Annotated in this window: 8 protein-coding genes and 1 pseudogene; 6 read left to right on the top strand and 3 right to left on the bottom strand. The window is 42.6% G+C overall.

All coding sequences use genetic code 11. From position 1 onward, the window contains the following. Positions 1–186: 186 nt before the first annotated feature. Entirely contained in the window at positions 187–2,982 is a 2,796-nt protein-coding gene (locus AHMF7605_RS14570; protein ID WP_158267514.1) for a Kelch repeat-containing protein, read from the bottom strand. A 436-nt stretch (positions 2,983–3,418) separates the two neighbouring features. Here AHMF7605_RS14570 and AHMF7605_RS14565 point away from each other — a divergent pair, with 436 nt between their 5' ends. The 3 genes from AHMF7605_RS14565 (at position 3,419) to AHMF7605_RS14550 (ending at position 9,456) form a co-directional block, all read left to right on the top strand. Beyond that, positions 3,419–4,621: a PA14 domain-containing protein gene (locus tag AHMF7605_RS14565; protein ID WP_106930490.1), complete on the top strand. Its 1,203-nt coding sequence runs from the start codon at positions 3,419–3,421 to the stop codon at positions 4,619–4,621. Between the two features lie 424 nt (positions 4,622–5,045). Then, positions 5,046–7,886, top strand: coding sequence for a beta strand repeat-containing protein (locus AHMF7605_RS14555; RefSeq protein WP_106930486.1), 2,841 nt, complete (start codon positions 5,046–5,048; stop codon positions 7,884–7,886). Between the two features lie 97 nt (positions 7,887–7,983). Continuing rightward, complete coding sequence (locus tag AHMF7605_RS14550) at positions 7,984–9,456, top strand: T9SS type A sorting domain-containing protein (RefSeq protein ID WP_158267513.1); 1,473 nt, start codon at positions 7,984–7,986, stop codon at positions 9,454–9,456. Positions 9,457–9,548: 92 nt separating this feature from the next. Here AHMF7605_RS14550 and AHMF7605_RS14545 read toward each other — a convergent pair whose 3' ends face one another. Both AHMF7605_RS14545 and sucD read right to left on the bottom strand, forming a co-directional pair. After that, the gene (locus AHMF7605_RS14545; RefSeq protein ID WP_106930482.1) at positions 9,549–10,025 is read right to left on the bottom strand and encodes a Dps family protein; all 477 of its coding nucleotides are present in this window, start codon (positions 10,023–10,025) and stop codon (positions 9,549–9,551) included. Between the two features lie 203 nt (positions 10,026–10,228). Continuing rightward, entirely contained in the window at positions 10,229–11,119 is an 891-nt protein-coding gene (gene sucD / locus AHMF7605_RS14540; RefSeq protein ID WP_106930480.1) for a succinate--CoA ligase subunit alpha, read from the bottom strand. A gap of 506 nt (positions 11,120–11,625) precedes the next feature. On the opposite strand from sucD, the pseudogene AHMF7605_RS14535 reads away from it, so the two are divergent. From AHMF7605_RS14535 to AHMF7605_RS14525, 3 genes and pseudogenes are all read left to right on the top strand, one after another. Further along, positions 11,626–12,603 (top strand): annotated as a pseudogene (locus AHMF7605_RS14535) (PLP-dependent cysteine synthase family protein); the annotation flags it as partial. A gap of 380 nt (positions 12,604–12,983) precedes the next feature. Then, positions 12,984–14,255 carry a sensor histidine kinase gene (locus tag AHMF7605_RS14530; RefSeq protein ID WP_106930476.1) on the top strand — a complete coding sequence of 424 codons (1,272 nt, stop codon included), beginning with the start codon at positions 12,984–12,986 and terminating at the stop codon, positions 14,253–14,255. 16 nt (positions 14,256–14,271) lie between these two features. Next, positions 14,272–14,706, top strand: a complete 435-nt coding sequence (locus AHMF7605_RS14525) for a response regulator (RefSeq protein WP_106930474.1) — start codon at positions 14,272–14,274, stop codon at positions 14,704–14,706. Positions 14,707–14,872 lie beyond the last annotated feature (166 nt).

Below are 14,872 nucleotides of genomic sequence, written 5' to 3'. Positions count from 1 at the left end.
AAGGAAATTTAAAAAGGCTTACCGATCGGTAAGCCTTTTTAAGTTCGGAGAACATGTATTCTGTTATTATTTCAGATCGGCTGTATTCTTTATTTAAATCTGAAATTAATTAGAAACATTAGAACGAATGCTAAACTTTTACTTTGGGGATTAACATCTGTCCACGGTAAAGAACTAAAAAAGGATTTACCGGAAAAGTAGCTTCGTTTGGGTAGTTCCTGCCTTACTAGATGCCCGGATGAGGTAATTGCCGGAACTTACTTTACCCGTAAGCTGCCATTCGGTACGGGCTGCTCCTCCCGCATCGGTCGTGAGATTAGTTGTTTGAATAATCTTACCCGTAATATCATAAAGCATAAGAGTAATATTTTCCTGCTGACCGCCGTTCGTTATTTCCACAAAGGTACGGTCGTTGGCAACAGCGGGGTTAGGAAATACGCGTAAGGTGAATTGGTTACTTGTAGTGGGTAACTTAATTTCAGCCGGAGAAGTAACTTTCCGGCTTAATACTTCCGAATCGGCGTTTGCCGCAATGGCCGGAACTACTACTGAATCTGCTTTCGCCGGTATGGTTCCGGCCTTTACAATAACCGTGGTATAGTCCGTCCGGTAAGCTCCGGCATTGTCTTTTATCACTAACTTTAGTTGGTGCGTTCCCACGCCTAAATTTACCGTTGTTTTTTCACCGTTAGCTAAGTGCTTCAGATTCCGGAGCCAATGGTATAAAACTATGTACCCATCTTTGTCATAAGAAGCACTGGCATTTAACGTAACTTGCGCATAACCATCAGAATTAGCGGTAACCGTTTGAGTTTTACCAGCATCCGGAATAGGCTTACTATTTAAGGTAGCCGTTTTAAAAGGTACAATTTCAATAGCGCTTATTTTAGCATTCTGAATCTGGCGAATGAATGCCAGGTTAACGGCTCCGTCGGAGATGGTTACCGGATATTCCCGGTAGATGGCTTTGTGGATACCGTTAGCCGCAGCAAATATGTCAAAGTTTTTCTGGATTACTTTGCCTTCCAATTTAATATCAAACTCGCGCTGGTTGTCGGCATTTTTATTTAACTCCACAAAGTACAAACGCACCAGGTATTTACCATTTGCTACGGGTATGCGGTACGAGAAAGCAGTAGCTCCCTTGGGTACGGGATTGCTTCCAGTTTCACCGCCTGTCCACTCGGTTTGGTAAATGGCTTGGTTTAGATTATTAAATTGCGCTCCGGTAATTTGGGGGGAAGGTTTTTCTGTGTAAGCAAAACCACCGTCTACGTAATCGCGGCAGCCATTTTCCGAAGCACAACCGCGCCAGGTTACGCCATTAACTGTTTGCGTACCGCCACCCGCATTAATGCGAACTATAGTTAACTCTGTTTCTTTCCGGCGGAAGGTAGCCGTAATTTGGCGGTTGCCTTTCAGGGTTATTTTAAGCGGATTAGCAGTACCAGAGGCATCTCCGGACCACCCAGCAAACCGGTAGCCACTAGCGGGCTTCGCCGTTAACTGCACGGTTTCGCCGTAGGAATAATACTCTTTGTCCGGACTTTTAACAACCGATCCGTTACCTGCCTTCGTAATAGTTAAAACCGAAGAACCTTGCGTTACTTTTAAGGTTACGCAGAAACTGGCACTCGTAAAATTTGGGCCGCCACCGGTTCCTTTTGCGGTAATAGTAGCTTTATAATTACCCGCCGGTAAGCCGTCGGCCTGAATACTAGCTTCCACGTAAACTCCCGATGGAACCGCCCAGCCGGTAGCATTTTTGCTGATTTTTAGCCACGAAGCGCTGGAAGTTAAACGGTATTGTTTTTCTCCTTCTTGGGTATAAAGTAAATTTTTTACGGTAATCTTCTCGTTTGAAATTACCGTGCGGCTCATACAATCTTCCAGAAAGCCAAATTTATAAGCAACGTTCTGCGGAAAGGGAGCGCTGTAGGTTTCTAAACGGGTAGTATGCGAATTTTCGAAACGGCCACCGGCTAAAATTAATTTGTTGTTAATTGCTTTTGCCGTTAGCGCAATAAAAGGCCGGGGCAGCTCCAGGGCCGGAAGATTGGTCCAGGAACCGCGGCCACCGTTGGCGGCCGGGTTAAACCGGGTAACTTTATTGGCGCCTCCATCCCCGCCGACCAGGTATATTTTACCGCCGGTGGCAAAAACGCTGGCTTCGCAGTGCGAGCGATCCATGGGCAGATCCGTTAACTGGGTCCACTTATCCGTTAAAGGATTATACACATGCGAATATCTTTTATCCTGACCGCCCCCGCAATCGTGGCCGAATTGCCCGCCGAGAACGTACATTTTACCGTCAAGAACAATGGTACTCATGTGATTGCGTTTAATGGGCATAGGAGTTAGTTTGTTTTCCCAGGTGGTACTCTTGGGGTTGGCTGCCCATTTGTCTACGTCGAGAGTCAGGTGTAATTGATCTTGGTCACCGTTACAAGTGGTCATAGCAAAGCCTCCTACCAAGTGAATAGTGCGCCCGATTAAGGCTGCTCCGCCACCCCCCCAGGAAACAGGTTTACCCGTAACCGGATGTTTTAGCGCCGGGCCTCTGGACCATTTATTCCGGCTGATATCGTATATCCAAACTTCGTGCGTAAGCGGACCTTCTGTACTTTCCAAACGGCCGCCAATGTGCCAAACCTTACCATCGACTACTACAATACCCTGGTGCGTAACGGTTTTCCCGGCGGGCATAGGAGCTAACATTTTCCATTTATTTTGAACGGGATCATAAACCTCTGGTACCGGCTCTACCTGGGGCCATTTACCAATCCCACCGAAACTATACATTTTACCTTGGTAAACTACATTCATCATCTCGGCTCGTGGTTTATTGGCATTTTTCTGGCGGGTCCATTGGGCGTAGGTTACCTGTACCTGAAATAGTAAAAGCAACAGTAACAGAACGCGGGCGGTAAGAGGAAACCTCTCCTGGGGCTTCCGAATCTTAATAAAGTAAACTTTAATCATACGGGTTTGAAATAAAAAATAAAAAACAACCATTAAGGGCTTAATAAGTCGCTAAGCTATTATGTTCTTACTTTTGAAGCTATTTATTTGTTCCTTTTTATCCCATCTGTTTTCAAACAAAATATAATTTCAGAGGGGGGCGAGCTAAAAGTGGGAGGTATAGCCAATCTATTTAAAGCTACAGCCATCCCGGAAAGCTAACGGTGGTTTATGGAATTTCTAGATTTATCTCAATTAATGAAGACCTGCCCTTAAAGAAATTAGAGCTAGGGTTCTTAACCTTAAAGTGGAGTGTAAATTAGTTTATTATCGAAGAATTTTCTCTAAGTTACCAAAATTATTCATTTTCCCTAATTATATATGGAATTTTGAAGATACCTGCATCTCCTATAAGAAACATCTTCCTTGAAAACATTTTCTTAATTCCGGGATTAATATGCGTTATGTCTGCTTTACTATTGTGTTATTGGCGGCCTTAAGGACAGTTGAACCTGTTCGGGCACAACTAGCCGTTCCGGTTAAAAGAAATTATGCTGTTCTGCAAGGAGTAAGAGGTAACGGATTAAGAGGCGATTATTATAACGGAACAAACTTCGAAGAAAAAGTACTTTCGCGGACGGATAAGCAAGTTAATTTTTATTTATTCCGGAAAAGTCCGGGTCCGGGTGTATACGCCGAAGATTATTCGGTACGATGGACCGGCAAATTACTGGCACCGGTAACGGGTACTTATAAAATAATAGTACACGTAGATGATGGCGTGCGATTATGGCTGGGCGGTAAATTATTGATCAACGATTGGAATATACAGGAAGAAGTAGTACGCGAAGCAGGTATAGAATTAAAAGCCGGCCATTATTACAAGCTTAAGCTAGAGTATTATAACGGGCCGGTTACTACAATTATAAAGTTGGCCTGGGAATGCCCGAAAGATGTTGTCCGGGTATTGGGGTTACCCGTATATACCCCAGAAGAAATAATTCCGCAACGCTATTTGTTCAGCCAACCTGTTCCGCTTCTTGTTTATCAACCGGTGCCTGCGGTGGTACAGTTGGCACCTAAAGCCACCTCTAAAATTACTTCTGCTTCTTTACGTACCTCATCTGCCCAAGTTAAAAAAGCAGCCTCTACTTTACCCGAACCGGTGCCTTCGGTTACCGGAATATTACCGGTTGTTATCTATAAACCGAAAAGAGCAACCGCGAGCCGGCTACCTACGAACAATGCTCCGGAAACCCCAATAGTAGCTACACCACGAGAAGACACCTGGGATAGCCTGGAAACAGATAAAGCTATGGTATTAGAGAACGTATTTTTTGCGCAAAGTAAAAGTGTTTTGCTGCCCGAGTCCGTTCCGGAATTAGACCGTTTAGTGAAGTTGTTACAGAAATTTTCTTACCTCTATATAAACATTGCGGGGCATACGGATAATCTTGGCAGCTATCGGCTGAAAAAAAGACTATCCATTAAACGGGCGCTAGTAGTAGCAGATTACTTGCAGCAGCACGGGATTGCGGGTAACAGAATTACTACTCAGGGCTACGCCGACCGCCGCCCCATTACGGGCAATGCTACTGAAACAGAACGGGCTAAAAACCGGCGGGTAGAATTTATCGTTTCGGCAAATAAAATGGAGTAGCTAGAAAACAACTTCTTACCGTGGGCGCAACAGGCTAATAGTACTTTTCGCCGATGAAGAACGGAATGGTCGAGCTATTAAACAAGTTTATTAACTCCGGTATTATTCTTTTTGTTATTGTTTCCTTCTTTAAAAAAAGCCAAATTAAAATACTGTAAAGTAAGGCAATCAAAAAGAATAAAATAAGTTGCCTGTACTTTCCAAGGGTATTTATTCTTTCTACTACAGTAAATATAGCCTAAACATTTTGCTTTAAGGACTATATAGGCGACCCGCATATAAAGTCAAAATAAATTAAAAGACTCCTTTTTACCGCTTTGCTTTTTGAAAATCACCCAAATTTTTAACTTATCTTAGTTAAAGGATTCCACGGTATTAGTCATTCTTATGGTAAATTGGGTGTTGGATTATTAATAAATTTTTTATGCGCTATTTAAACTTACAAACTGGATTGTTGTTTTTGCTCTCTGTTTACAGTACTTGCGTTTTCGCTCAGAATACGGGTATCAGCGATATCAGTCGTACACCGGATGTTTCGGCGGTACTGGATGTTTACTCTACTTCTAAAGGCATATTAGTGCCCCGCATGACGGAAGCCCAACGTACGGCTATTGCTAGTCCGGCTACGGGTTTGTTGGTGTACCAGACAGATGGTACTACTCCTGGTTTTTACTATTATACCGGTACCACCTGGACCCCGCTTGTTTCGGATATGGGTAACCAATGGATAAAAGAAACCGGTACAAATAATATCTATTACTCGGCCGGTTTTGTGGGAGTAGGCGTAACTAATCCCAGAAATTCGCTGGCAGTAAATAACACCTTAGAAGTTCGTCGGACTGGGACTATCTCACAATTACTTTTTACCAATACCGGCGGTACCGGTGATTTTCGCATTGGTGGTGATGGCGGCGATATTTTCTGGCAGGGTGGTGGTGGCCGCAGCTTACAAATGGGTTCTTTCCATACAACTATTCTCTCTGGTGATCGTCAAACAGCAGCTTTCCCGGCCTTTATAGCCGGTACTACCATCCCCAACAGAGGCGTTTTAGTAAGAAGTGCCCGTGACGCAAGCGTACCTTTATCTATCCAGGGTAATTCCGCTACTCAATCGGCTAACTTAACGGAATGGCTAAATCCTACGGGTACGGCCATAAACGTGGTAAATAGTGCTGGTAATCTGGGTCTGGGCGTAACGGCTCCTGCCCAAAAATTAGATGTATCAGGGAATTTTAAATTAACCGGGGCTTTTATGCCGAATGACCAGCCGGGTACAGCCGGGTACGTTTTGCAATCGGCGGGTGCCAATGCTTCACCGGTTTGGGTAGACCTGAGTACCGCTACCAGTAACCTGAACTGGGTATTAAATGGTAATACTTTAACGGGCATTAAAACCTTAGGTACTATTTCGAACCATGATTTGCCTTTTATTACCAATAATACCGAAAAAATGCGGATCTCGGCAGCAGGTAATGTAGGTATTGGTGCATCCGCCTTTGATGCTACCAACCCCGAGAAATTGCTTGTAAATGCGGGAACCACTACGTCGGTAAATGCTATTTACGCTAAAGGAACCATTAATTCTTACTTCCAGACGAATATTCAAAATTTGTCGACCGGTAATCAGGCCAGTTCCGACATCGTAGCCACGGCTAATAATGGTACCGAGACTACCAATTTTATTGACTTAGGTATTAACGGTTCCGGTTATGTTTACCAAACGGGTAATCCCATAGAAACCGGTAAGGCGAACGATGGCTACTTACTATCAGCCGGCCAGGACTTTCATATCGTAAATAATAATGCCACCAAAGATATGATTTTTACGACCGGTGGTACAGCCCCCACCAATGAAGCCATGCGTATTACGGCTGCCCGGAACGTAGGTATTGGCGTAACAGTGCCTGCCCAAAAGCTGGATGTAGTAGGAAATTTTAAATTAACCGGCGCCTTTATGCCGAATGGTTCGGCAGGTACAGTTGGGCAAGTGCTACAATCGGCGGGAGTAAATGCTTCGCCCGTTTGGGTAACAGCGGGTGCGTCTTCTAGCTGGGCTTTAGGAGGCAATAGTGTAGGTGCGCTAAGTAACCTAGGTACTATCACTAATTTTGATTTACCTTTTATTACCAATAATACCGAAAAAATGCGCGTTTTGGCCAATGGTAATGTAGGCATTGGCCTTACTGCTCCCGCAGAGAAATTAGACGTAAACGGCAATCTAAGATTAAGTGCTACCTCTACTACAACTCCCAGAAGAATTATGTTTGCCAATACCGGCTCTGACCCGGATGCTGCCATAGAAGTACGGCCCGGGGGCGCGACGGAGCAGCAGGAGATGCTTTTTTTCGTTGGCAATGACCCATCTAACGCTTTTGGCCCCGACCGGATACGCATGGTAGCGGAAGAAATTCGATTTCAGAACTTTAATTTAGATGCTAATAGCACTTTAGCTAATGCCGAGGCGCAGCCAGCCGCATTAAATACCCGCATGATTATATCTCCAGCCGGTAATGTGGGCATTGGTACCACTACCTTTGATGATGATAATCCAGAAAAATTAGTAGTTGATGCGGGTACTACTACTTCAGTTAATGCTATATACGCGAAAGGAAGTGTTAATAACTACTTCCAAACCAATATTCAAAATTTATCCACTGGGAATCAGGCCAGTTCCGATATTGTAGCAACGGCTAATAATGGTACCGAAACCACCAATTTTATTGATGTAGGAATAAATGGTTCCGGTTATGTTTATCAAAATGGTAACCCTATAGAAACTGGAAAAGCCAACGATGGTTATATTTTATCAGCGGGAAATGACTTCTACATAGTAAATAATAATCCGAATCAAACTGACCCAAAATCTATTATTTTTTTAGTGGGAGGAACTGCCACTACCAACGAAGCCATGCGAATTACTGCTTCCGGAGAAAGGGTAGCAATCGCTACTACCACGCCAACTTCTACCTTGTCCGTTAATGGATCGCTCACTTTGGCGGTTAAAACTCAAACGGGTAATTACTCACTTAATGCTACGGACCACGTAGTAATAAAAACCGGTACAACGGCTGGTAACACTTTTACCCTGCCGCCGGCAAGTACCTGCACAGGCCGGGTATATCGGATCGTGAATCATGGTTCTCAAGCCCTTAATGTTTCACCGGCTATTACGACGGGCAACGGTGTTACCGCAAGTTCTTTAGCTGCTGCAGGAGCCGTTGAGATAATTTCGGATGGTACCAATTGGCGTAGAATGGACGATTAATAATATCCTTCAAACTTAAAAAATGAACACTAAGGATATGTGTATATCATCCATCTACTGCTTAAGAAAGAGGTTACTTTTTTGCCTGTTTCTGTTGTTGCCTTTCTTTCTGCAGGCCCAGGGTGTCGTTAACAATGGCGGGAAAATAGTAGTAGGAACCGGTTCCTTTTTAACTATTACCGGCACTAATGCTAACCTAATCAACAATACGGCTTTTGGTACCGATGGCAGTATTGATAATAACGGTACTATTACCCTGCAAGGAAATATAACGAATAATGCGGCCAATAACGTATTTATTAACCCGAACGGGATAGGCGACGTGAATTTTACCGGAACAGTTGGGCAAGCAATAACTGGTTCTTCGCTTACCAGATTCGAAAAATTTACAGTTAATAATACAGCTGGGCTTACTTTGCAGCAAAATGTACGCACCGATGTTCTTACTTTAACTACTGGCCCTCTGTTTTTAAATTCCAGGACTTTAACTATTGGCAATAATGCTCCTACTGCCATAGCTCGCACCAATGGTTATATTATAAGCGAACAGACCAATAACTCGAGCCGGATAAATTGGAATATCAGTAATAGTACCGGAGCCCACGTTTTTCCGTTTGGTACGGCAACGGGTAATTATATCCCTTTTGTGCTGAATCTAACAGCTGGAACAATAGGAAACGTGGCCGTTGCTACCTACGCTACCAGTGTTACTAATCAACCTTACCCTACCACGCCTAACTTAGTTACCAATGTAAACGGCTGGAACGGCAAAGATAACAGCACCAACACCGTCGATCGATTCTGGCAAATAGACAAAGACGGACCAAGCGGCACGGCCACACTTACTTTTACTGCTAGCCCCCAGGAAGTAGGGCAAGTAACCATGTTGCAGGCGCAGCGTTGGAATGCGGCGCGCGCTATCTGGGAGTTGCCATTACCCGGCCAAAGCAGTACGGCTTATTCGGCTACCGTGCCGGATGTAACTGCTTTTTCGCCCTGGACTTTATCGGGTAACAATTCGCCTTTACCTGTGCAGCTGTTAAATTTTACGGCTACTTTAAATAATTCACGCGTAGACCTGCATTGGAAAACAACTTCGGAAACGGAAAGTGATTTTTTTACCGTTGAGAAAACCCGCAATTTAAAAGATTACTATAGAGTAGCTATAGTTAAAGCAGCAGGTACTAGTATAACCTATCAGGCGCAGGATATGCAACCGTTTAATGGTTTGTCGTATTACCGCCTGAAACAAACTGACAATAACAAGAATAGTACTTACTCAGAAATAGTGGCAGTTAATTTAATTGAAAACTCGGTTTTTACCGTGAACGTTTTTCCTAATCCAACGGAAGGAGAAATAAATATAGTTATTGGCGGAGCCGATGATAAAGAGTATTCTCTATTGCTAACGGACTTGGTAGGACAGCGATATTACGTGAGTAAAGTAAAAACCCTAAGCAGAGAAGATACTTTTCAAATCAATCAGAATCAGTATTTAGCAGCGGGTGTATACCTGTTAACGGTGTCAGGTAATGGTCATTCTTACAGCAAGAAGATTATGGTGCGATAATTTAAATAAAAACCTGCGGGCTTTAGCGCTAAAAACAAAAAGCGGGAGAATTTTCTCCCGCTTTTTGTTTTTAGCGCCTAGTTACGATTAGGTTACCCGTTCAGGAAAGCATTAAGCATCCAAAAGGTTTTTTCGATTTCGTTTAGATCATCACTAATTAAGCTTAAGGTACCTTCGTCGTTACTTTCGTCGGCTAACTTTAAAATTTCACGTTCCAAATGAAGTAAAAAAGTTAAGTTCTCGATGGTCGTTCCTACGGTATCGCGATCCGAAGTAAGATTATGGGTTTCTTTTATGGTAGAATTAACAATATATTCGGAAAAGCTGTGTAAAGGCGTGTAGCCCAAAGTTAAGATGCGTTCCGCTATTTCGTCGATGCGGGTTAAGGCAGTAGTGTATAATTCTTCAAATTTAGCGTGCAACTGAAAAAAATTACCCCCTTTGATGTTCCAGTGAAATCCGCGCACGTTCTGGTAGTAAATGTGGTAATTAGCCAGAAGTTCGTTCAGCTTAGTAGCTAACTCCTGATTGCTTTTTTTTTCGAGGCCGGTTGCGGTTAAGTCTTGCATAGTATTATAGGTTTTCGTCGTTCTCTATTATGTACGGTTTAAACTTGTAAATACTCCTTAAAGTTTAAGAAAACTTTTTTGAATAGCTTATTTATCAAGACGAGCATAAAAAAAGAGATGCCTTTTAAAGCATCTCTTTTTTTAATTTTATAAAAGTCTGGTATCTAAAATCTAGTTACTACTAGCTAAACACTAGCTAATTTTTACGCTTCAATGGCTTCGCCTTTTAATACTTTAGCCATGGTTTCGCCAATATTAGCCGGCGATTTTACTACGTGAATGCCGCACTCCTGCATAATACGCATTTTCGCTTCGGCAGTATCGTCAGCACCACCAATTATAGCTCCGGCGTGACCCATCCGGCGACCTTTCGGAGCCGTTTGACCCGCAATAAAACCAACCACTGGCTTTTTGTTGCCGGTTTCTTTAATGTAGTGCGAAGCAACTGCTTCGTAGTTACCGCCAATTTCGCCAATCATTACAATAGCGTCGGTGTCCGGGTCATTCATGAGCAGTTCCACGGCATCTTTGGTAGGCGTACCAATAATAGGGTCACCGCCGATACCGATAGCCGTAGAAATTCCTAAACCCGCTTTTACAATTTGGTCGGCGGCTTCGTACGTTAAGGTTCCGGATTTCGATACAATCCCAATCCGGCCCGGCTCAAACACAAAACCCGGCATAATACCTACTTTCGCTTCGCCCGGAGTAATTACACCCGGACAGTTGGGCCCAATTAAAGTGAGAGATTTTTCCTTGATATATTCTTTCACGTAGATCATATCCTTGGTAGGAATACCTTCCGTAATCGTGACAATTACGCTAATTCCGGCATCGGCCGCTTCCATAATAGCATCGGCGGCAAAAGCCGGCGGCACAAAAATAATGGTAACATTTGCCCCAGTTTCGCGCACGGCATCGGCAACCGTGTTAAACACCGGCCGCTCCAGGTGGGTACTGCCACCTTTGCCCGGAGTAACCCCGCCTACTACGTTCGTGCCATATTCAATCATTTGCTGGGCATGAAACGAACCTTCGGAGCCGGTAAAGCCCTGTACAATTACTCTTGAATCTTTATTTACTAGAACACTCATGTCAGTCAGGTTAAAAAAGTGGGTACGTATGTAATAGGTGTTGCAAAAATAGTTTTTTTTAAATCCGCTCCAAACAGAATTAAGGATTTACCGGATAAATTTACCCGCCGGGTTTTGCTTATAATCCCCAAATAAGTAAAGTAGCCGACTATAATACAGAAATATTTAGAAGAGAGTTGTCTTTTGCCAGGAAAGCAGCCAAGAGTCTATCTACTGCTCGGCGAATGAAAAGAAAAGTTAACGGGTGGAGATGAATATTTTTACTCAAAAACTATTTTCCAGTATCTTATCTGCTTAACAATGAATTAAATGAAACAAGAATTTTTCGTACTAAGCGATTAAAGCGGATGAGGAGCCGCCTTACTAACAGCATTTTAATACCACTCAATAGCAGAACTATCCGGGCTTTGGTTTAATTATCCCAAATAATTCGCTTATTTTTGTGGAAGGATAAATAAAGAAGGCGGTACTATTTTGTTTTTCGGCCATCTATAAATTTGCTTTTCATGTATTTAAATCATATTTCCGAAGCTATTGGCAAAACGCCGCTGGTAAAGTTAAACAAAGTAACCGATGGGCTTAAGGCTACCATTCTGGCTAAAGTCGAATATTTTAATCCGGGTAATTCGGTAAAGGACCGCATGGCCCTTAAAATGATTGAGGACGCGGAAAAAGCCGGTATTCTACAACCCGGCGGTACTATCATTGAAGGTACTTCGGGTAATACGGGCATGGGTTTAGCCATTGCGGCCACTGCCCGCGGCTACAAATGTATTTTTACCCTTACCGATAAACAGAGTAAAGAGAAAATGGATATTCTGCGGGCAGTGGGCGCCGAAGTAATAGTTTGCCCTACCAACGTAGCCCCTGAAGATGAGCGTTCTTATTACTCGGTTGCCAAACGGCTAAACCGCGAAATTCCGAATTCTTTTTACCCGAATCAGTACGATAACTTGTCGAACACGGCGGCGCATTACGAAACCACCGGCCCCGAAATTTGGCAGCAAACCGAAGGCAAAATTACGTATTTAGCCACGGGGGTAGGTACCGGCGGTACCATTTGCGGCATTTCCAAGTACTTAAAAGAACAAAACAGCGCCATTAAAGCTATTGGAATTGATACTTACGGTTCGGTATTTAAAAAATACAAGGAAACCGGCGTTTTCGATGAAAACGAAATTTATCCGTATAAAACCGAAGGCATCGGCGAAGACATTCTGCCTAAAAATGTAGATTTTACTTTAATTGATCATTTTACTAAAGTAACCGACAAAGACGGCGCGGTAATGACCCGGCGATTAGCCAAAGAAGAAGGTTTGTTTGTGGGCTGGTCTTGTGGTTCGGCGGTGTTCGGGGCGCTGGAGTATGCCCGGCAGCACTTAACCGAACAAGATGTAATGGTAATAATTTTACCCGACCACGGTACGCGCTATCTGGCTAAAATTTACAACGACGATTGGATGCGGGAACAAGGTTACATAGAGTAATTGCTCTTTATTTTTCAGCAAAAAAGCACTTTTTGGCTATGCTAAGAAGTGCTTTTTTATTTCCTTAAAAAGGTGCTATTTTTTAGGAGTAAAGAAGTTAAAATTGCAAGTATTTAAACTACTGTCAATTATTAATAGAGTATTTTTAAGTTGTTAGAAGGAGCAGTTGATCTCCAAATTATATAAGATAGGGCGTATAGAAAGTATACAAGTAAAATTATTTTAACGGCGTTTTAAATCGTTAATTTCAACATTTAAGAGTAGTGTTAGACAAACGGTAAGTATTACAGGAATAATCGATGCCTGTACCCAGATTTGTAGCTTTTGAATAAGTAGCATACCATGTTGGTTTGTTTGAACAGTATATTGTTTGTAAGATGACGACTAAAATAATGCTGGCTTTTATAGATACTTCCACGTTTATGCCGCATGGGCATTGCTATCAGTGGCAAGACGTTATTCTATGGCCGACCGTAACCGGCGATGCCTTAACCGGATTGGCTTACTTTTCTATTCCGTTTATGCTCTTTTACCTGGCTCGTAAACGGAAAGATTTGGTGCAGAAACACGTTTTTGTGTTGTTTGGGATGTTCATTTTATCCTGCGGCGCTACCCATTTACTCGATATCTGGACCGTTTGGGACCCGATTTACGATGTAGCCAGTTTAGTAAAGATTATAACGGGGCTTTTATCCTTAGGTACCGCCTTTATTCTATTACGTTCTTTACCTAAAATTTTGCTGATTCCTAGTTCCGATACCTTAGCTTTTGCCAACGACGAATTAAGATGGCAGATCGCGGAACGACACAAAGCGGAAGCTGCCTTACGTCGGGTAAATGATGAACTGGAAACGCGGGTAAACCAACGAACGGCTCAACTTATCCGGGCTAACCGCGAATTGGAAAAAGAAGTAGAAATAAGAAAAAAAGCGGAGAAAACCTTAGTGCTTAAAAATGGCGAGCTCATCCGGATTAACGCTGACCTGGATAATTTTGTTTATTGTGCGTCGCACGATCTTAAATCGCCGGTAATTAATGCCGAAGGCCTTTTAAGCGTTTTAAAAGAAGAGTTGCCGCCCATAGAATCTGAAGTTAAGGAAGTGGTAGAGAAGTTAGAGAACGCCATTCAACAGATGCACCGTACTATCAGCGATTTAACAGAAGTAAGTAAAATTCAGAAAAATACCGAAGAAGAACTCACTCAAATACCCATAACGGAAGTGTTCCGGGAAGTCCAGGACAGTTTAGCCGAAGTGATAACGCAATCCGGTGCCAGCATACAGACTCACTTCGAAGAAAACCCAATTGTTTGGTTTTCGCGTAAGAACTTAAAAAGTATTTTGTACAACCTGGTAAGTAATGCGATTAAATACCGTTCCCCGGAACGAACCCCGGTTGTGGAAATTACAAGCACGGCCAATGAAAATTTTAACATTATAGCGGTAACCGATAATGGCATGGGCATTGATTTAATTAAGCACGAGAAAAAAATATTTTCTTTGTTTAAACGCTTACGTGACGATGTGGAAGGGAATGGAGTAGGATTATTTATTGTGAAACGTATTCTGGAATATAATCATGGTAAAGTAGAGGTAACTAGTAAGCCAGGCGAGGGTTCTACCTTCCGGGTTTTTATTCCTAAAAAGTAACGGCAATTTTTTAATTATGCGAAAGCTGAAAGGTGTTTTGTTAATTGATGATAATGAAACCAGTAATTTTTTGAATCATCGTTTGTTAAACCGGATGGAAGTAACCGAAAACATTCGGGTATTTAGCAACGGCCTGAATGCCTTGGAGTATCTGCAAAAAATAGAAAAAGGCAATTTCAATTCGGCCGATCCTAATTATTTTAAACCGGAATTAATCTTTCTGGACGTAAATATGCCTATGTTAGATGGTTTCGAATTTTTAGAAATGTACCATAACGATTTGGCGGATAAGGTAAAGCAAGATACCGTTATTGCCCTGCTGTCTACTTCCTCGCACCCGCAAGATACCGTCCGGGCTAGTGAGTATGCCGCGCCGTACATCTTAAAACCCTTAACCGTAGAGAAAGTAAGAGACTTAATAGCTGAAAGATTTAACGATTTAGAAAGTTGATGTATCTAAAAATACTAAACTCCTAATCTAAGTTAATGAGTTGCTTCAGCAGAAAACAGTCAAAATTAAAGCCGGCGGATTTAAACGGAATAGCTCTTTAGTTTAGATGTATTAATAAAAAAGCAGAACATCTTTTTAGGATGTTCTGCTTTTTACATGGTGTGAA

This window comes from Adhaeribacter arboris, assembly GCF_003023845.1.
Lineage (GTDB): Bacteria > Bacteroidota > Bacteroidia > Cytophagales > Hymenobacteraceae > Adhaeribacter > Adhaeribacter arboris.
The sequence above is the reverse complement of the archived record's forward strand: the minus strand, read 5'-3'. Positions and strand labels throughout refer to the sequence as shown.